The sequence below is a fragment of the Frigoribacterium sp. CFBP 8759 genome (genome assembly GCF_014841655.1).
Taxonomy (GTDB): Bacteria; Actinomycetota; Actinomycetes; order Actinomycetales; family Microbacteriaceae; genus Frigoribacterium.
In genome coordinates this window covers 584,034-602,264 of the sequence record NZ_JACYUH010000001.1, presented here as the reverse complement: position 1 = coordinate 602,264, position 18,231 = coordinate 584,034, and the positions used below count along the sequence as shown (strand labels likewise).

Genomic DNA, 18,231 nt, shown 5'->3' with positions numbered 1-18,231 from the left:
GGCCCGGCCGGGTGTCGGTGGCCGCACCTAGCCTGCGGGGGTGACCAGCCCGACGCCCCGACCCGACGACACCTGCCGAGGAGGCACGGGGCGGCTCGGCGACGACTCCTGCGGTCGTCCGGTCGATCCGTCGTCCCCCGTGCCGCTCTGCGATCGGCACCTCGCGCTCGCCGCCGACTGGGCCGCCTCGCTCGAGGGGTCGGGCGAGGGAGTGACCGACCTGCTGCCGTCGCCGTGCCTCGCGTGCGGGTCGCGGCTCGGCGTGCACTGGCCGTCGGGGTGGCTCTGCGCCGTCTGCGAGTGGCGTCAGGGCGACGTGCCCGACGGCGAGCTCGGGGTCGTGCGGGTCGACGTCGTCTACTACATCCGCTTCGAGGACCGCATCAAGATCGGCACCTCGTCGAACCCCCGACAGCGGCTGAGGACGCTCTGGCACGACGAACTCCTGGCCTTCGAGCGCGGCGACCGCCTGGTCGAACGGCGACGGCACGGCCAGTTCGCGGCGTCCCGGTTCGGTCGCACCGAATGGTTCGCCCGGAGTGCCGAGCTCGACGCCCACGTGGCGGCGCTCGCCGAGGGCATCGACGATCCGTGGCAGCGCTACGCCCGCTGGCGCAGCGAGGCGCTGGCCCTGCGCGGCTGAGCCCGACTGGCCTGGCTAGCCTGGCTGGCCCGGGGGTCGCGTCACACCACGTTCTGAACGTCGCACCGTGTTTCGTGCAGCGCACCGCAACGAGATCGGGTGCCGTGCACGAAACGCGGTGCGGTGTCGTGGTCCCGCCCGGCCCTGCCGTGCCGGGGGGCGCGCCGTACTCAGCGGCGCAGGTAGGCGTCGACGAGCAGCGGGCCGCGGATGTCACGCAGCTCGTCGAGCAGCAGGGGCACCGTCTGCCGCGTCAGCCCCGAGAGTTGCAGGTCGTGGGGGCCGAGCGGGGGCAGCTTTCCGGTCCGGAGCCGTACGACCTCCCAGCCGGCGGCCCGCAGCGCGGCGTCCTTGCGGCGGTCGGCGGTCTCGCGGTGCCCGACGTGCTCGAGCCCGTGCCGCCCGGTCGAGTCGTACTCGATCGCGACCCGCAGCTCGCTCAGCACGATGTCGGGCCACACCTCGACGTGGTCGAAGAAGGGACGCCCGACCCGCACCGCGTTCAGACCGGGCTCGAACTCGAGCCGGGCCGTCAGTCCGGCTCGCAGCTCGGCCTCGACCGCCGACGCCGGCTTGGGGGCACACGCGCTGACGAAGGGCGTACCGGTCGGCAGGGCCGGCGTCTTGTCGCACACCGGCCGGGAGGCGCGGGTCGGCCGAGGGGCGCGGGCCGGCCGGGACGCGCGTTCGGTGAGGGAGGTGCTGATGGGCAGGGAGGCGCGCTCGGTGCGGGAGCCGCTGATGGGCGGGGAGGCGCGAGCGGTGCGGGAGGCGCCGGTGGACGAGGAGGCACGCTCGGTGCGGATGTCGTTGACCAGCGGCGAGGTGGGGGAGGCGCGGGAGGGCTCGGGACTGCGGCTCGCCTCCGCGCGCGGCGTCGTCGACGGCAGACCCGTGCTCGAGCCGCGGCGACGCCGGGGCGGGGGTGACGGGGCCGCCGGCACCGCGCCTCCTGCGGTCTGGGCCGCCCAGGCCTGGCCGGACGCCGTCCCGGCATCGCCCGGTGCCGGCCGGGCCTGGCTCGGTGCGCTCGCGCCCTGCGCCGGCATGCCCTCGGCCTGTGCGCGGACCGCCGCCGCGGGTGCCATCGGCGGTCTCATCGGCAGGGCGCGCGGAGCGGCGAGCTCGCTGCACTCGGGGCACCACGACGACCGCCGGCGCTCGCGCCCGGGCCGGTGCCGCTGTTCGTCGGGGGTGGCGACGAAGACGTGGCCCGCGTCGCAGAGCCAGCACAGCCACACGTCGGCCGCGGGCGGGATCTGGCTGAGCACGATGCCGCCGTTGTGTTCGGGCCGGTACTGCCGCACGAGCACCGGGTACGACGCCCACGCCTCGCGGTAGCTGCCCACGGGGTAGGGCACGGCGAGGCCGCGCGACGACCGGCGTCGCGCCCACCAGGCGGCGATCGGCTCGGGCACGCGCACACGCTACGACGGGCCACCGACACTCGGCCCGGCAGCCCGGCAGCCCGGCAGCCCGGCAGCCCGCCGACACCGCACCGACACCGCACCGGCACCCCGACGGGCCACCGGCACCCGGGCCGACTCCGTCGGACACCCGTAGCATCGACCGGATGCCCGACACCGCCCCTCCCGACGTGCCCGACCTGCCCGACGCCCCCTCCGACGCCCCCGCCGACGTCCACGCCCGCGGTTTCGTCCGCGTCCGCGGCGCTCGCGAGAACAACCTGCGCGCGGTCGACGTCGACGTCCCGCGCGACAGCATCGTCGCGTTCACCGGCGTCTCGGGCTCTGGCAAGTCGTCGCTGGCCTTCGGCACGATCTTCGCCGAGGCGCAGCGCCGCTTCTTCGAGTCCGTCGCCCCCTACGCGCGGCGGCTGATCGCCCAGGGCGGCGCCCCGCACGTCGACGAGATCACCGGCCTGCCCCCGGCCGTCGCCCTGCAGCAGCGCCGCGGCGCCCCGAGCTCGCGGTCGACCGTCGGCACCCTGACCACCCTGTCGAACTCGATGCGGATGCTCTACTCGCGGGCCGGCAGCTACCCCGCGGGGGCCGACCGGCTCGAGTCCGACTCGTTCTCGCCGAACACGGTCGCGGGGGCCTGCCCGCGCTGCCACGGGCTCGGCATCGCGCACGAGGTGACCGAGGCGTCCGTCGTCCACGACCCCGACCTGAGCATCCGCGACGGCGCGATCACCGCCTGGCCGGGAGCCTGGCAGGGCAAGAACCTCCGCGACGTCACGAGCGTGCTCGGCTACGACATCGACCGCCCCTGGCGTGACCTGCCGCAGGCCGATCGCGACTGGCTGCTCTACACCGAGGAGCAGCCCGTGGTCGAGGTGACCCCCCAGCGCGACCGCGTCGCCAAGCCGTACAAGGGCCGCTTCTGGAGCGCCCGCGCCTTCGTCCTGCACACCCTCGCCGACTCGCAGAGCGAGACCCAGCGGACCAAGGTCCTGCAGTACGTCGAGAGCGGTCCCTGCTCGCTCTGCGGTGGCAGCGGCCTGACCCGGGCGGCACTCGCCGTGACCTTCGCCGGCCGGACGATCGCCGAGCTCAACGCCCTGCCGATCGCCGAGCTGGGCGACGTCCTGCGGCCGACGGCGACCCTGACGAGTGCGTCGGCGGCGGTGTCGAACGCGTCGTCGGGCGAGGTCACGGAGGTCGCCGTCCGCATCGCCTCCGACCTGCTGGCCCGGACGACCGTGCTCGCCGACCTCGGGCTCGGCTACCTCAGCCTCGGCCGTGCGACGCCGACCCTGTCGCCGGGCGAGATGCAGCGGCTCCGCATCGCGACGCAGCTGCGCTCGGGCCTGTTCGGCGTCGTCTACGTGCTCGACGAGCCGAGCGCCGGCCTGCACCCTGCCGACGCCGAGTCCCTCGTCGAGGTGCTCGAGCGGCTGCGGGCGAGCGGCAACTCGGTGTTCGTCGTCGAGCACGACATGAGCATCGTGCGTCGCGCCGACTGGGTCGTCGACGTCGGCCCGGGGGCGGGCAGTCAAGGAGGCGCGGTGCTCTACAGCGGGCCCGTCGCCGGGCTCGCCGGGGTCGCCGACTCCGTCACGAGGCGGTTCCTCGACCCCTCCGCCGACGGTCGCGCCCAGGGCGGGTCGCCCGTCCGCCGCGAACCGACCGCCACCCTCGAACTGCGTGGCGTCACCCGGCACAACCTCGACGGCGTCGACGTCGACCTGCCGCTCGGCGTGCTGACCGCGGTCACGGGGGTGTCGGGCTCGGGCAAGTCGACGCTGGTCGGCGGCGTGCTGGCCGAGACGGCGACGAGCCACGAGCGGGTCGACCGCGTCGTGCAGGTCGACCAGAAGCCGATCGGCCGGACTCCGCGGTCGAACCTCGCGACGTACACGGGCCTGTTCGACGCGGTGCGCCAGGCCTTCGCCGCGACCGACGAGGCACGGGCCCGGGGGTACGGCGCCGGACGCTTCTCGTTCAACGTCGCTGGGGGCCGCTGCGAGGTCTGCCAGGGCGAGGGGTTCGTCTCGGTCGAGCTGCTCTTCCTGCCCGGCAGCTACTCGCCGTGCCCCGAGTGCCACGGAGCCCGCTACAACGCCGAGACGCTCGAGGTCACGTGGCACGGCGCGACCGTGGCGGACGTGCTCGCGATGACGGTCGACGAGGCGGCGACGTTCCTCGCCGAGGTGACCAGTGCCTCCCGGGCCCTCGAGACGTTGCGGCAGGTCGGGCTCGGCTACCTGCGACTCGGTCAGCCGGCCACCGAACTCTCGGGCGGCGAGGCGCAGCGCATCAAGCTCGCGACCGAACTGCAGCGGGCACGCTCGGGCCACACGCTCTACCTGCTCGACGAGCCCACGACGGGCCTGCACCCCGCCGACGTCGAGCTGCTCGTCACCCAGTTGCAGCTGCTCGTCGACGCGGGCAACACGGTCGTCGTGGTGGAGCACCACATGGGCGTCGTGGCGGCGTCCGACCACGTCATCGACCTGGGCCCCGGCGGAGGGGACGCCGGTGGGCGCGTGCTCGCCGTCGGGACTCCCGAACAGGTGGCCGGAGCCACCGGTAGTCGCACCGCGCCGTACCTCGCGGCGGCGCTGCCCGCCTGAGCCGCCGGGGCCACTGACCCGAGGAGCCGAGGAGGCGCGGTCCAGCCGACCCGCGCCTCCTCGGTTCCGTCGTCGGTCGGGCTACGGCGAGACCATGCCGCCGTTGACGTTGAGCGTCTCGCCCGAGACGAAGCTCGACTCGGCCGAGGCGAGGAACACGTAGGCCGGGGCCTGCTCGGCGGGCTGGCCGGCGCGACCGAGCGGGGCCTCGCTCGAGCCGAACTCGGGCAGCGACTCGGGGTCGACGCCGTCGGTCACCTGCAGCACGGTCCAGGTCGGGCCGGGCGCGACGACGTTGACGCGGATGCCCTTCGTGATGAGCTGCTGCGCCATGCCCTTCGACAGGTTGTTGACCGCACCCTTGGTGGCGGCGTAGTCGAGGCGGTCGGGCGCGGGCGTGTGGGCCTCGGCCGAGGCGGTGTTGATGATCGTCGAGCCGGGGGCGAGGTGCGGCACGGCGGCCTTGACGATCCAGAACGGGGCGTAGACGTTGGTGCGGAAGGTCAGGTCGAACTGCTCGTCGGTGATGTCGGCGATGTCCTCGTGCCAGACCTGCTTGCCGGCGACGTTGACGACGGCGTCGAGGCCGCCGAGTCCGTCGACCGCCTTCTGCACCAGTTCGCGACAGAAGGAGGCGCTGGTCAGGTCCCCGGGGAGGGCCACGGCCTTCTGCCCCGCGGCCTCGACGAGCGCGATGACGTGGTCGGCGTCGGACTGTTCGCTCGGCAGGTAGTTCAGGGCGACGTCGGCACCCTCGCGGGCGTAGGCGATCGCGACGGCGGCGCCGATGCCCGAGTCGGCACCCGTGATGAGGGCCTTGCGCCCCTGCAGGCGTCCCGTGCCGCGGTAGGTCTCCTCGCCGAGGTCGGGGACGGGCGTCATCTGCGACTGCAGGCCGGGCTCGTCCTGGTGCTGCACCTCGGGGCTGATCGTGGGGTAGAGCGTGCGCGGGTCGGAGAAGGTGTACTGGTCGCGGGTCATGCGGGGTCCTCTCTGGTTCGGGGGTGCCCTGGACGCTACGCCGGGCCGCCTCCGCCGACGCGGCGCGTTCGGGGTACGGGCCCGGACGCAGCGGACGAGCGGCCGCGGATCGTGCCCGCCATCGTGGCGGAGGACGATCGGCGACCACTCGTCCGGATCGTCGTGCGGGCTAGAGGCCCTGGGTCATGATCAGCGCGCCAGCGACCATCGAGCCGATGTTGGCCACGATGCCGATGAAGCCGAGCACGATGCCGACCGTCGCCATGGTGCGGGCGGCCGGCTCGCGCTTGCGCGACAGGAAGCCGAGCACCACGGCGGCGATGGCGAGGAGGATCCACAGCACCGGCAGGAAGAGGCAGAAGACGATGCTGACGATGCCGAAGACGAGCGACAGGACGCCCATCGTCTTCTTGGTCGTCGTGGCGGGGCCGGTGGTGCCAGGGCCGGGGTAGGGGGTGGCGTCGGTCATGTCGGGTCTCCTCAGAATCGGGGTGAGCATTTCTCGTGGAAGCTAGCGACTTTCGGACCGTGAAGGCCGGGTGATCGGCTGGCGGGACCCGACCCGACCCGACCCGACCCGACCCGACCCGACGCGACGCGACGCGACGCGACGCGTCGCGACGAGCGGTGGCGGGCGCCGCGGCTCGGAGGAGTGCGGAGGGGGCGTCAGTGGGGTGCGTGGATCCGTCAGCGGGTGACGGCGAACGCCGGGGGAGGGGCGTCCACGATCGTCGCCGCGCCGCACGCGATCGCGCGGCTGATCCGCTCGACCAGCTGGTCGGGGACGGGGCGGCCCCAGCCGAAGGCGACGGTGTCCTTGGCGCGTCGGTGAGGGGAGACGTCGCCTTCGAGGGCTTCGTCGAACCGGGGCACGGGGTAGATGCCGAGGTGGCGCGTCCAGGCCGCGAAGTAGAGCGTCTGCCCGTCCTCGAAGCGGATGGCCGGCATGCCGTACCGCAGGCTCTCGACGCCGCCGGTGCACCCGGCGTGGATGGCCCGCCTCACCCGTTCGAGCGCTTCGCGTCTCTCGGGCGGGAACCCCGCGATGTACTGATCGACCACGGTGTCGCTCATGACGAGTCCTCTCGTTCGCTGGGCACCAGTGTGCGACGGAACGAGCGCGGGCGCCAGCCCCCGGGCCGAGCGTTCGTGTGCGGCGTCGAGGTCTGCATCGGATCACATCGCTTCTTTCACGCCCGACCTGATGAGGAGCCAGTTGACGGGGTAGGAGGTCGCGAACCCGGCGAGCATGGCGATCTGCATGACGAACCAGAATTCCGGACTGACGACGTCCGCGCGCCCGCCGAAGAGTGAGGGCAGGACGAGGAACTGGGCCAGCGCCATCACCCCGTACATTCCGACCTGCCACGCCGAGATCGACAGGGCGTCGGCCTTGAGGGCGGCCACGATGCCGGCTCGGAGGCCGAGGCCGCGCATCGGGGCGATGGAGAAGTACTGGAACACGATCCCGAGAGCGAAGGCGAGGACGAAGTCGATGATCCAGCCGGCGAAGATCTCGTCGTCGTACAGGGTGCCCCGGCCGACGACGACGCCGATGACGGGGAAGGCGACGAGGGCGAACTCTGCGACGAGGTCGCCGATCGCGCAACCCGCGCCGCAATGGCTGGTACCCGTGGCGACGGAGACCGCCATCGAACTCCCGCGCTCGTCCTGGCTCAGTCCTCGCAGGGCGGCGCGCGCGGTCCGACGGTAGAACAGCAGCCACGCGAGCCCGCCGAACAGCATCGTCACGGGCCACACCACGTTCATCACGGCCATCGGCTGTGGGCGGCGGGCCACGTCGGCCGCGACACCGACCGCGCAGACGACACCGATGGCGATGAAGGTCCACGAGAGGAACGTGAACCCGACGGGGAACGCGTCGACGGTCAGGACAGGTGAGGCGGCGACCATCCATCGACCCAACACCCTGACGATGCCGAGCGTCGACGTCGACGAGAACGTCGTGAGGCCCGCTGTTCGACGCCGATCTGCTCGGCACGTGCCTCCGGCCCGATCCCGGGGGATGAATCGGTCAGGCCGCTTCCGTTTCTGCGATCAGTCGACGGAGGGTGATCAGGGCATCGCGGATGCGGGTCTTCATCGTCCCGATGGCGACGCCGGCCTCACGGGCAGCCTCGCTGTGGCTCAGCCCGCCGAAGTACACCAGCTCGAGGGCTTGCTGCTGCAGGTCGGTCAAGGTGCGCATGGCCTTCGTCACTCGCTCGTGCTCGACCCGGGTCTCGGCCGTCTCCGCCACGTCGTCCCGTGCGTCGACGAATTCCTTGGCACCGACCGCGAGGTCGCGGTCGCGTGAGGACTGGGAGGCGCGCACCCGGTCGACGGCGCGGCGGTGCGCCATCGTGAGCAGCCACGACGATGCCTTGCCACGCGCGGGATCGAAGCGCCCGGCGGTCTGCCAGGCCTCCAGGAAGATCTCCTGCGTGACTTCCTCGGACTGCGCCGGATCGACCAGGATGCGACGGACCAGTCCGAGGACACGGGCAGCCGTCCGGTCGTAGAAGACCGCGAAGGCTTGCTGGTTGCCTTCGGCGACGAGGACGAGGAGGTCGTCGTCGGAGCGCTCGGTCCCCACGGGTGGCGCAGGTGCAAGAGACATGGCGTCCAGTCCGGGGGGCTCGGGATCGAGGTTTCGTGCCACCGACGGCACCCCTCGAACTCTATGCGCTTGAATTGAAAGCGGTGACCCCAGACCGGGGGTCACGAGTCGTGTCTGCGGTGGTCGTCAGCTGCCGGGCAGACGCGGAGGTGACCGGCGCGGTGAGCACGGCGCTCGTCACCCCCGCCGCGCCTCCTGACCCCCGGCCGTCAGTGCGCGAAGAACCCGGTTCCGAACGATGCACNGCGCGTGGTGAGCACCGAGATCACCACGGGGTCGCCCGACGGGGGGACGACGATCGCGACGTCGTTGCGGATGCCGCCCGCGCCTCCTGACTTGTCGGCGACCTGCCAGCCGTCGGGAGCGCCGGCACGGATCAGGGTGTCGCCGGTCGCGTTGCCCGACATCCACTCGAGCAGGGTGGCGCGGTCGTCGGCGGCGAGCCAGTCGCCGTCTGTGATGCGGGCGAGGGTGGCGGTGAAGGCGGCGGGCGTGGTCGTGTCGGCCGTGCTGCCCGGGGTGAGCGTGTTGAGCTCGGGCTCGCCGTGGACGACGTCGGTCACGTCGTCGCCCTGCGCGGCGAGGGCGGCGTCGAGCCCGGCCGGGCCGCCGAGCTCGGCGAGCACCAGGTTCAGCGCCGTGTTGTCGCTCTGCCGGACGGCCGCCTCGGCGAGCTGCCGCAGCGGGAGCCCGTCGGCGACGTGCTCGCTGGTCAGCGGCGAGTACCCCGCGGCGTCGACCTCGGCCTGGGTCCAGGTGACGACGCGATCCAGGTCGGCGTCGTCGGTCGCGTCGAGCAGGGCCGCCACGGCGAACGCCTTGAGGCTCGACGCGTACCCGAAGCGTTCGTCGGCCCGGTGGTCGAGGGTCGCGCCCGAGCCGGTGTCGAGCACGGAGAGGCCGACGCGCGCGTCGTACCGCGTCTCGAGGTCGGTCAGCGCGGCCTCGACCTCGGGGGTCGCGAGGTCGGGCGCGACGATCGGGCTGGGCAGGGGGACCGGCGTCGCGGTCGGGCTCGGGGCGGGTGCCGAGGACCCGGGCGTCGAGCAGCCGGTCAGCGCGAGTCCCAGGCCCAGGGCGCTGGCCGTCAGGAGGGTCGTCGTCTTCGTCGTCCGGGAGGTCATCGGTCCAGTCTCGCCGACGCCCCGGAGGCGCGGGTCGGCTCGACGTCGAGAGGTCGGGTTGCGGCACCGGGGTGAGGTTAGGCTAACCTAAGCGCGTGACCACCGACCTGCCCCTCGCGGCCACCGCACCCGCCTCGGCCACCCTCCGTGCCGACGACGTCTCGGTCGCCTACGACGGCGTCGACGTCGTCCGCGGGGCCCGCCTCGAGCTCCGACCCGGCTGCGTCACCGCCCTCGTCGGCCCGAACGGCAGCGGCAAGTCGACGTTGCTGCGCACCCTCGCCCGGCTGCAGAAGCCGCGCACGGGCTCGCTGACCCTCGCCGCGCCTCCTGCGGGGGTCGAGTGGTCCGAGAACGTCGTCCGCGCCTCGGGGAGGGACGATTCGCGACCACTCGACCGCGCGAGCGCGGACGCGGGCGACGAGACGGTCGACGGGTTCGAGCTGTCGCTGCGGCAGTTCGCGCGGCGGGTGGCGCTGCTGACGCAGGGGCGCCCGACCCCCGGCGGCCTCAGCGTGCGCGACGTCGTCGAGTTCGGCCGCTACCCGCACCGCGGCCGCTGGGGGCGCTCCGACCCGGACGGCCCCGCCGCCGTCGACCGCGCGCTCGGACTCACCGGCGTGGCCGACCTCGCCGACCGCGGCGTCGACCAGCTCTCGGGCGGTCAGCTGCAGCGCGTCTGGCTGGCCAGCTGCCTCGCTCAGGACACCGGGGTGCTGCTGCTCGACGAGCCCACCACCTACCTCGACCTGCGCTACCAGGTCGAGCTGCTCGACCTCGTGCGCGACCTGGCCGACTCGGGCCGCATCGCGGTCGGAGTCGTGCTGCACGACCTCGATCAGGCCGCCGCGCTCGCCGACCGCATCGTCGTGCTGAGCGAAGGCCGCATCGTCGCCGAGGGCGACCCCGGGGACGTGCTGACACCGCGCCTCCTGACCGACGTCTGGGGCATCCGCATCGACGTCGACACCGACCCCACCACCGGCCACCTGCGCACCCGCGCGATCGGCCGACACCACACCCGGGCCGAGACGCCCGTCCGATGAGAGAGACACCACCCGTGACCCAGCGCCTGATGACGACGCCCCGCCACACCCCGACCACCGGCGGCCCCGCCCGCCGCCCCGCCCGCCGACTGCTGACGGTCACCGCCGTCGCCGCGGCCGCGGCCCTGACCCTCGCCGGCTGCGGCACCACCGAGTCGGCCGACGCCGGCTCGACCTCGGGCAGCGGCGAGCAGATCACCCTGACCGACGGCACGGGGGCCGAGATCACCCTCGACGGTCCCGCGACGAAGGTCGTCGGCACCGAGTGGAACGTCGTCGAGGACCTCGTCGCCCTCGGCGTCGAACCCGTGGGCGTCGCCGACGTGAAGGGGTACAACGAGTGGGACGCCGCCGTGCCGCTCACCAACGAGCCGACCGACATCGGCACCCGCGGCGAGCCGAGCCTCGACACCGTCGCGTCGCTCGCACCCGACCTGATCGTCGCGACCGACGGCCTGAGCGCCGACGCCGTCGAGCAGCTGAAGGAGATCGCTCCCGTGCTGCAGATCACCTCGGCCGACGCCTCGCGCCAGATCGAGCACAGCATGGACAACCTCGACCTCATCGCCAAGGCGACCGGCACCGAAGAGAAGGCGACCGAGGTGAAGAAGGAGTTCACCGACGCCGTCGAGGCGGGCAAGCAGGCCCTCGCCGACGCCGGTCTCGCAGGTCAGCCCTTCGCCTTCGCCGACGCCTATGTCGACGCCGGCCAGGTGAGCATCCGCCCCTACGCCAAGGGCTCGCTCGTGTCCGACGTCACCGAGGAGCTCGGCCTGACGAACGCCTGGACCGTCGAGGGCGACGAGGCGTACGGCCTCGCCACGACCGACGTCGAGGGCCTCACCCAGCTGCCGGCCGACGTGCAGTTCCTCTACATCGACAACACCGCCGCCGGTGCCGACGACCCGTTCGCGGTGTCGCTCGCCTCGAACGCCGTCTGGACGTCGCTGCCGTTCGTGCAGTCCGGTGACGTGCACCGTCTCGACGACGGCATCTGGATGTTCGGCGGCCCCGCCGCGATGACCGCCTACGTCGACTCGCTGGTGTCGACCCTGACGAAGTAACCGGCACCGTGAGCACGACCGTCACCCCCACCGACCCCGCGCCGCCCCGGCTCGGCGAGCCCGCCACCGGGCGCGACGAGCGGGCGATCCGCGCGGCGCGAGCCCAGGAGGCGCGGCTCGCCGCCCCCCGCCGGGTCACGCTCGGGTCGGTGGGCGTGACGGTCGCGCTGGTCGCCGTCGTCGTGGTGCTCGCCCTCGTGGACGTCACGCAGGGCACCGCCGACGTCGGCGCCCGGCAGGTCTGGCAGGCGCTGACCGGCACCGCGACGGCAGGCGACGCGTCCGTGGTCGTGGCCTCGCGCCTCCCCCGGATGGTCGCCGGCCTGCTGGTCGGCGTCGCCCTCGGAGCCGCCGGTGCGGCCCTGCAACAGATGAGCCGCAACGTGCTCGCCTCGCCCGACACCCTCGCCGTCAACGCCGGCGCCTACGCGGCGCTCGCGCTCGCGGCCGTCACGGGGCTCAGCCTGCCCCTGCTCGCCTCGTCCGGCGTCGCGTTCGTCGGCGGGCTGCTCGCCGCGGGCCTCGTGCTCGCGGTGTCCGGGCTGGGCGCCGGCACCGTGCGGCTCGTGCTCGCCGGCAGCGCCCTCGCCCTCGGCCTCGCCTCGGTGACGAGCGCCCTGCTGCTGCTCTTCCCGCAGCAGACCGCCGGGCTCTACGCCTGGGGCCAGGGCAGCATCTCGCAGAACGGCTTCGACGGCGTCGTCCAGCTCGCCCCGGTGATCGTCGTGGGGCTGCTCGTGCTCGTCGCGATGAACGTCCGCGTGGACGCCCTCGCGCTCGGGGACGACGCCGCCCGCAGCGTCGGCGTCGACGTCCGCACGACCCGCGTGGTCACCGTCCTCGCCGCCGTGCTGCTCTCGGCCGCCGCCGTCACCCTCGCGGGGCCGATCGGCTTCGTCGGCCTCTGCGCCCCCGCCCTCGTCCGCCTGCTGCGTCGGGCCGTGCCCTCCGTCCGCCGCTTCCTCGTCTTCCTGCCCCTCGCGGCCCTGGCGGGCGCCGCCCTCGTGCTCGGCGCCGACGTGCTGCTGCGCGCCCTGGTCGGTGCCGAGACGTCGGTCCAGGTGCCGACCGGCGTCGTGACCTCGCTGCTCGGGGCGGTCGTCCTCGTCGTGCTGGCCTTCCGTGCCCGCGACCACGGAGGCGTCACCCCGACCGACCGGCACCCCGTGGTCTCCCGCCTGCGGTTCGTGGTCGTCGTCGTGGTCGTGCTCGCCGCCCTCGTCGCCGTCGTCCTCGGCTCGGTGCTGCTCGGCGACGCCAAGCTGCTGCTCGGCGACGTCGCCAACTGGGTGGTCGGTCGGTCCGGCCGCGTCGTCACCTACGTGCTCGACACCCGCGTCCCCCGGGTCGTGGCCGCCCTCGCCGCGGGGGCGGCGCTGGCGCTCGCCGGCACGCTCGTTCAGGCCGTCACGCGCAACCCGCTCGCCGAGCCGGGCATCCTCGGCGTGACGGGCGGAGCCGGCCTCGGGGCCGTGCTGCTCGTCACCAGCGTGCCGCTCGCGACCGGCTGGGGCATCGCCGGCGCGGCGTTCGCCGGAGCCGTCGTGGCGGCCGTCGTCGTGTTCGGCCTAGCCTCCCGCGGTGGCTTCCCGCAGAACCGGCTCGTGCTGATCGGCATCGGCGTCTCGACGGCGACGGCGGCCGCGATCAGCCTGCTGATCGTCCTGACCGACCCGTTCAACGGAGCGAAGGCGCTGACCTGGCTGTCGGGTTCGACCTACGGCCGCACGCTGGACGACGCGCTGCCGGTGTCGCTGGTGCTCGTGGCCGCGCTCGTGGTGGTCGTGCTGCTGCGCCGTCGCCTCGACCTGCTGGGGGTGGACGACGACACCCCGCGCCTCCTCGGGGTCTCGCTCTCGCGGTCGCGCCTGGTCTTCCTGTCGCTCGCGGTGCTGCTCACGGCGACGGCCGTGGCCGCCGTGGGCGTGGTCGGATTCGTCGGACTCGTCGCCCCGCACGCCGCCCGGTCGCTGGTCGGACGGCGGCACGCACGGGTGCTGCCCGTGGCCGTGCTGCTCGGCGCGGTGCTGGTCTGCGCCGCCGACGTGCTCGGCCGCACGCTGATCGCCCCGGCACAGCTCGGCGCCGGCCTGCTGACCGCCGTCATCGGCACGCCGTACTTCGTCTGGCTGCTCTGGCGCGGGCGGGCCTCCGCGAGCTGACGCCCCGGCGCACTGACGCCCTGGCCGCCTGCCTTGGCGCCCGGCGTCCGCGCCCCGGGCCGGTCGAGTGGGCAGAAGATGTCCTTCCCGCCTCGACGAAGGACGTTTTCTGCCCACTCGACCCGCGCCTCCCGGGGTCGGGACGTCAGGAGGCGCGGCGCAGCACCCGGAGCAGCACCAGCCCCGCGACGCCTCCCGCCAGGTACCCGAGCAGGTCGGTCGCCACGAAGGTGGAGCCGAGCACCCACGCGACGGGCGGGAACGCGTCGGCGGCGGCGGCGGGCAGTCCGGTCAGCTGGAGCAGCTCGATGCCGACCGACGCCGCGGTGGCGGCCCCGGCCGCGGCGGGGGCGGCCAGGCGCGGGGCGACGAGACGCGGGGCGACGAGCGCGAGCAGCAGGGCGAGCAGCACCGTGTAGAGCGCCGAGCCGAGCAGGTCGCCCGTCAGCCCGGGGACGGCGAGCTTCGCGACGACGCCGAGGGCGACGGTCGCCGCCGCCGCGACCGCCGTCAGCAGCCGCCGCCGCCGCGCCCGCGGCCGCAGTCGTCGAGCATCCCCCGGATCTGCGGCCCGCGGGTCGAGTGGTCCCGAATCGTCCTTCCGCACAGCGGGAGGGACGCTTCGCGACCACTCGACGGGCGGCGTCACGAGAGGCACCCGGTCTGGACGCCGAACGACAGGCCGTCGGCCGACCGCCCGTCGGCCACCCCGGCCACAACCGCAGCCACCACCGACGTCGCGATCGCCCGGCGCGGGGTTGGAGAGGTCATCCGTCGAGCCTACGAACGGGCGAGCCGGGTCGCGTCCGTCTCGGGGACCACGCCGCGCGCCGGGAGGACGAACCCCCCGCCGCCGGACCGACATGTCTCATCTAGGATCGTCCCTGGGGCCGGGCACCGCCGGGTCACGGCCCCGGGCAAGAGTGAAGCCCACGACCGCTAGAACGATCGTGGGCTTCGTTTGTCCTCCGAGTGGAAGACCAGGGATGCTAGCAATCCCGAGTTCACTACTCGGTCAATTGTAATCCAGGTCCTCCTGGATTGCATCCCTGGCACCTTCCGCTCCTCGTGTCCGCCGGCGCGCACACCAGGAGGTGATCCTCATGTCGAAAGACGCCGAGGGCCAGCCCAGGAAGACCGTGCCGTGGCTGCAGATCGCGACGTTGTTCGTGACCGTGGCCCGGTTCGTGTTCGACCTGTGGCGTAAGGGCTAGGAGAGAGGGCGCCCCCGTGGCCCTGCGTCACGGGGGCGTTCCTCGCCGGCGCGACCCGCGCCTCCTGGGCTGGGGAGCTCAGGAGGCGCGGGTCGCGTGCTGCAGGTCAGGCCGCGTCGACGACGCGCGAGACGTCCGCGCCGACGCGCTCGCCGGCGACGGTGCCCGTCAGCCCGGCGCTCGCCAGGAAGCGGTCGGCGGTGCGCAGGCCGAGGGCCATGATCGTCAGGGCGGGGTTCGCGACGACGGCACTCGGGAAGACCGAGTTGTCGGCGATCCAGAGGTTCGGCACGTCGAAGCTGCGCCCGTCGGGGTCGACCACGGCCGTCGCCGGGTCGGTGCCCATGCGGCAGGTGCCGATCGTGTGCGCCGTGCGGGCCAGGACGCGGATGTCGCGGCCCCCGGCCGCCTCGACGATCGCGGTCATCGTCTCGACGGCGTGGTCGTCGATCGCCTTCTCGTTGTCGCCGGGCGTGAAGGTGACGACGACCTTGGGCATGCCGAACTCGTCGACCTCGTCGGACAGCGTCAGGCGGTTCTGTTCGCTCGGCAGGCACTCGGCGTTGATGCCGACGCCGGCCATGAAGCGGTAGTCGTCGAGCGCCTCCACGAGTTCGGGGCCCCAGAGGCCGGCACCGCGGGCCAGGGTCGTCGCCAGCGTCAACGGCATGGCGCCGAGGCTCTGGATCAGGTAGCCGCCGACGAAGTCGACGCCCTCGGGCCGCATCGTGTCTTCGGTGATGATCGACGACGGGTACCCGCGGTAGCCGCGCATCTCGGTGTCGAACGTGCCCCAGACCTGCGTCGCGCCGTGGGCCATGAAGTTGCGGCCGACCTGGTCGCTGCTGTTGGCGATGCCGGCGTGCAAGAGCAGGCGCGGGGTCTCGACGCCGCCTGCGCAGAGGAAGAGCGCGGCGGTGCGCTGGCGGTGCTCGACCCCGTCGCGGACGTAGACCACGGCCGACACCTCGCCCGCCTCGTCGAGCTCGATGCCCGTGACCATCGACTCGGGGCGGATCTCGGCCCCGTTCGCGACGGCCATCGGCAGGTAGCTGGTGTCCATGCTGACCTTGGCGCCGCTGCGGCACCCCTGGTGGCAGCTGCCGCAGCCGACGCAGGCCGGGCGGGTGCCGACGTGCTCCTGGCGCCAGTCACGGCTGACCAGGGCCGCCGGGGCGTCCGTGGCCCGGATGCCCAGGGCCTCGCACCCGCGGATCATCATGTCGCTCGACGCGTTGCGGGCGGGCGGCGGCATCAGGTACGACCGCGACGGGTCCCACGGGTAGTCGGCCGGGCCGGAGACGCCGACGAAGTGCTCGACCTCTTCGATGTACCCGATCAGCTCGGCGTGGTCGACCGGCCAGTCCTCGCCCTTGCCCGTGAGGGACTTGAGCTTGAGGTCGCGCTCGTCGGGACGGGGGGTGAAGGCGCCCCAGTGCAGGGTCGAACCGCCGACGCCCTTGCCGCTGTTGTTCTGGCCGAACGCGGTCGGGGTCTCGCCGCCGCTGAGGCGCTCGTCCATCCAGTTGATCTTGACGGCCTCGATCTCGTCCTGCGTGTACTCGTCGGGCTCGAAGTTGCGGCCGGCCTCGAGGGCGACGACCGAGAGGCCCTGCAGGGCGAGCTTCGCCAGGATCGGGGCGCCACCGGCGCCGGTGCCGATCACGACCGCGTCGACGACCTCGGACTCGTCGTAGGTGCGTTGTCCGTCGAGCTTCATCGGGTGACCTCCATGGCTGGTTCCCAGCCCTCTCGTTGGCCGGCACCGAGCCGGCTGAATCCTTGCAGGGCGCGACCGGCACGGCCGTTCGCGAAACCGTCGAAGCCGATGCGTTCCATCGTCGCGGGGTGGGCGAGCCAGAGCTTGACCAGGTCGACGCGGCAGTCCTCGAACCACGCGGTGAGCTGCTCGACCGAGAAGGGGTGGGCCTCGTCGGGGCTGGGTTGCCCCGTGCGCCCGGGGGTGCCGCCGGTCATCCCGGCGTCGTCCTGGTCGCCGCCGTGGTGCGAGTCGCCGCCACCGCTGTCGCCGACGGTCCCGAGGGCGTCGTCGGGATCGCCCGCGACGATCGCGGCGAGCCGCTCGTCCTGCTGCTCGTAGGTCAGCCCCGTGAAGTCGGCGAGGGCGTCGAGGCCCAGCGCGTAGGCCTCGGGGTCGCTCGGCAGGTCGGCGTTGCGCCAGCCGTCGCCGTAGCCGGCGGCGAGCTGGGCGTCGACCCGCGCGGCGAGGTCGACCGAGTGGTCGGGGTCGTCCTGCGGCACGACGCGGGAGGCCACGGCACGCAACGTGGTCAGCTGCGCCTCGGTCAGCACCTGTGGGACGTAGCGCGGGTCGTCGGCGACGGCGCGCCGGGCGAGGATGCCGCGGGTGTTCGAGGCGGTGCGGCTCGAGGCGATGACGCGGGCGAAGTCGTCCGACATGACCGGAGCCCGCCCCGCGTCGTCGCGCCAGAAGTCGAGGACGGCCGAAGCGACCTCGGTCGGGCGCTCGAGCGGCAACAGGTGCCCCGCGCCGTCCAGGGTGAGGTGCGTGGCACGCGGGTAGACGGCGCCGTTCAGGCGACGCTGGGCGTCCTCGCCCAACGGCCCGTCGGCGCCCCCGGCGACGATCAGGGCGGGCACGTCGAGGGTGCCGACCTCGGCCGACCAGTCCTCGCGGCTGCCGCGGTCGAACCATGCGGTCCACGCCTCGGGGGAGGTGCGGTGCAGGTCGGCGAGGGCCTGGTCGTCGAGCGGCGTGGCCAGGGGAGCGCCGACGTTGTCGTCGACGAAGCTGCGGGCCGTGTCGGCGTCGAGCGGGCCGGCGGCGGCCGCGGCGATCATCTGCTCGCGGTTCGACTCGCTCATGGGCTCGGGTGACGGCGGGGACGCCGCGAGCAGCACGACCCCGGCGAGGCCGAAGAGCCCGCCCTGCCCGGCGAGCGTGCGCGCGGCGACGATCGACGCGATCTTGCCACCCATGCTGTGACCGACGAGCAGCCAGCGGGTGGCGCCGTGCCGGCGGATCTGCCGGGTGACCTGACGGACCATGTCGTCGACGGTCACCCCGTCGGCCGTGGTGGCGTCGCCGAAGCCGGGCAGGTCGAGGGCGACCACCTCGACGTCGTCGCCGAGCGCCTCGGTGACGGGACCGTACTCGAGCCGGCTCATGCCGAGCGCGTGCAGGCAGAACAGGGTGGGGCGTGTGGTGGTGTCGCTGGTCACTCGGACTCCTCGGAGAAGACGTGGGGCCGGGCGACGACCCCCGTCGTCCCGGCGGACTCGACGCTACGGCGCGCCACCGTCATCGGGCCGAATGAGGGCGTGCGGACCGTGCCGGTGGTACGACTGATTGCCCA

General features: G+C 73.6%; 16 protein-coding genes. 5 read left to right on the top strand and 11 right to left on the bottom strand.

Translation table 11 applies throughout. The annotated features are described in order from the left end of the window. Positions 1-40: 40 nt before the first annotated feature. A complete protein-coding gene (locus IFT79_RS02775) occupies positions 41-643 on the top strand; it encodes a GIY-YIG nuclease family protein (RefSeq protein ID WP_446718848.1) in 603 nt (200 codons plus the stop codon). 170 nt (positions 644-813) lie between these two features. On the opposite strand, the gene IFT79_RS02770 is transcribed toward IFT79_RS02775, so the two are convergent. Next, positions 814-2,061 (bottom strand): hypothetical protein, encoded by a 1,248-nt coding sequence (locus tag IFT79_RS02770; protein ID WP_192122849.1) that lies wholly within the window; start codon positions 2,059-2,061, stop codon positions 814-816. A 155-nt stretch (positions 2,062-2,216) separates the two neighbouring features. Here IFT79_RS02770 and IFT79_RS02765 point away from each other — a divergent pair, with 155 nt between their 5' ends. Then, positions 2,217-4,682: an ATP-binding cassette domain-containing protein gene (locus tag IFT79_RS02765; protein WP_192122848.1), complete on the top strand. Its 2,466-nt coding sequence runs from the start codon at positions 2,217-2,219 to the stop codon at positions 4,680-4,682. 81 nt (positions 4,683-4,763) lie between these two features. Here the strand turns inward: IFT79_RS02765 and IFT79_RS02760 are convergent, their stop codons facing one another. From IFT79_RS02760 to bla, 6 genes are all read right to left on the bottom strand, one after another. Then, positions 4,764-5,663, bottom strand: a complete 900-nt coding sequence (locus tag IFT79_RS02760) for an SDR family oxidoreductase (RefSeq protein WP_056042968.1) — start codon at positions 5,661-5,663, stop codon at positions 4,764-4,766. Positions 5,664-5,832: 169 nt separating this feature from the next. Beyond that, positions 5,833-6,132, bottom strand: coding sequence for a hypothetical protein (locus IFT79_RS02755; protein ID WP_056042964.1), 300 nt, complete (start codon positions 6,130-6,132; stop codon positions 5,833-5,835). Positions 6,133-6,350: 218 nt separating this feature from the next. Then, positions 6,351-6,737, bottom strand: a complete 387-nt coding sequence (locus tag IFT79_RS02750) for an iron chaperone (RefSeq protein WP_056042961.1) — start codon at positions 6,735-6,737, stop codon at positions 6,351-6,353. A 102-nt stretch (positions 6,738-6,839) separates the two neighbouring features. Further along, positions 6,840-7,577 carry a DUF4396 domain-containing protein gene (locus IFT79_RS02745; RefSeq protein ID WP_192122847.1) on the bottom strand — a complete coding sequence of 246 codons (738 nt, stop codon included), beginning with the start codon at positions 7,575-7,577 and terminating at the stop codon, positions 6,840-6,842. Positions 7,578-7,698: 121 nt separating this feature from the next. Next, positions 7,699-8,283, bottom strand: a complete 585-nt coding sequence (gene sigK, locus IFT79_RS02740; protein WP_123571661.1) for an ECF RNA polymerase sigma factor SigK — start codon at positions 8,281-8,283, stop codon at positions 7,699-7,701. A gap of 245 nt (positions 8,284-8,528) precedes the next feature. Then, positions 8,529-9,407: class A beta-lactamase (bla, locus tag IFT79_RS02735; RefSeq protein WP_207116406.1), on the bottom strand; the 879-nt coding region annotated here is incomplete at its 3' end. A 95-nt stretch (positions 9,408-9,502) separates the two neighbouring features. Here bla and IFT79_RS02730 point away from each other — a divergent pair. The 3 genes from IFT79_RS02730 to IFT79_RS02720 are packed head-to-tail and all read left to right on the top strand — an operon-like array spanning position 9,503 to position 13,679. Further along, a complete protein-coding gene (locus tag IFT79_RS02730; RefSeq protein ID WP_192122845.1) occupies positions 9,503-10,453 on the top strand; it encodes an ATP-binding cassette domain-containing protein in 951 nt (316 codons plus the stop codon). Positions 10,454-10,467: 14 nt separating this feature from the next. Beyond that, positions 10,468-11,517 carry an ABC transporter substrate-binding protein gene (locus tag IFT79_RS02725; RefSeq protein ID WP_304437902.1) on the top strand — a complete coding sequence of 350 codons (1,050 nt, stop codon included), beginning with the start codon at positions 10,468-10,470 and terminating at the stop codon, positions 11,515-11,517. Between the two features lie 8 nt (positions 11,518-11,525). Continuing rightward, entirely contained in the window at positions 11,526-13,679 is a 2,154-nt protein-coding gene (locus IFT79_RS02720; RefSeq protein ID WP_342211750.1) for an iron ABC transporter permease, read from the top strand. A gap of 145 nt (positions 13,680-13,824) precedes the next feature. Here IFT79_RS02720 and IFT79_RS16810 read toward each other — a convergent pair whose 3' ends face one another. The 4 genes from IFT79_RS16810 to IFT79_RS02705 all read right to left on the bottom strand — a co-directional run bounded on the left by IFT79_RS16810 (position 13,825) and on the right by IFT79_RS02705 (position 18,097). Then, positions 13,825-14,286: a DUF2809 domain-containing protein gene (locus tag IFT79_RS16810; RefSeq protein WP_162234590.1), complete on the bottom strand. Its 462-nt coding sequence runs from the start codon at positions 14,284-14,286 to the stop codon at positions 13,825-13,827. 38 nt (positions 14,287-14,324) lie between these two features. Next, entirely contained in the window at positions 14,325-14,450 is a 126-nt protein-coding gene (locus IFT79_RS16600) for a hypothetical protein (RefSeq protein WP_274598580.1), read from the bottom strand. 549 nt (positions 14,451-14,999) lie between these two features. After that, positions 15,000-16,613: a GMC family oxidoreductase gene (locus IFT79_RS02710; RefSeq protein WP_173154349.1), complete on the bottom strand. Its 1,614-nt coding sequence runs from the start codon at positions 16,611-16,613 to the stop codon at positions 15,000-15,002. After that, on the bottom strand, positions 16,610-18,097 hold the full coding sequence (locus IFT79_RS02705; RefSeq protein ID WP_192122844.1) for an alpha/beta hydrolase: 1,488 nt from the start codon (positions 18,095-18,097) through the stop codon (positions 16,610-16,612). Before IFT79_RS02705 ends, IFT79_RS02710 begins: the two co-directional genes overlap by 4 nt. Positions 18,098-18,231: the final 134 nt, after the last annotated feature.

Coding starts and splice junctions, on each gene's coding strand:
- IFT79_RS02765 (WP_192122848.1), top strand. CDS start 2,217: ATGCCCGACACCGCCCCTCCCGACGTGCCCGACCTGCCCGACGCCCCC.
- IFT79_RS02750 (WP_056042961.1), bottom strand. CDS start 6,737: ATGAGCGACACCGTGGTCGATCAGTACATCGCGGGGTTCCCGCCCGAG.
- IFT79_RS02710 (WP_173154349.1), bottom strand. CDS start 16,613: ATGAAGCTCGACGGACAACGCACCTACGACGAGTCCGAGGTCGTCGAC.
- IFT79_RS02760 (WP_056042968.1), bottom strand. CDS start 5,663: ATGACCCGCGACCAGTACACCTTCTCCGACCCGCGCACGCTCTACCCC.
- sigK (WP_123571661.1), bottom strand. CDS start 8,283: ATGTCTCTTGCACCTGCGCCACCCGTGGGGACCGAGCGCTCCGACGAC.
- IFT79_RS02745 (WP_192122847.1), bottom strand. CDS start 7,577: ATGGTCGCCGCCTCACCTGTCCTGACCGTCGACGCGTTCCCCGTCGGG.
- IFT79_RS16600 (WP_274598580.1), bottom strand. CDS start 14,450: ATGACCTCTCCAACCCCGCGCCGGGCGATCGCGACGTCGGTGGTGGCT.
- IFT79_RS02755 (WP_056042964.1), bottom strand. CDS start 6,132: ATGACCGACGCCACCCCCTACCCCGGCCCTGGCACCACCGGCCCCGCC.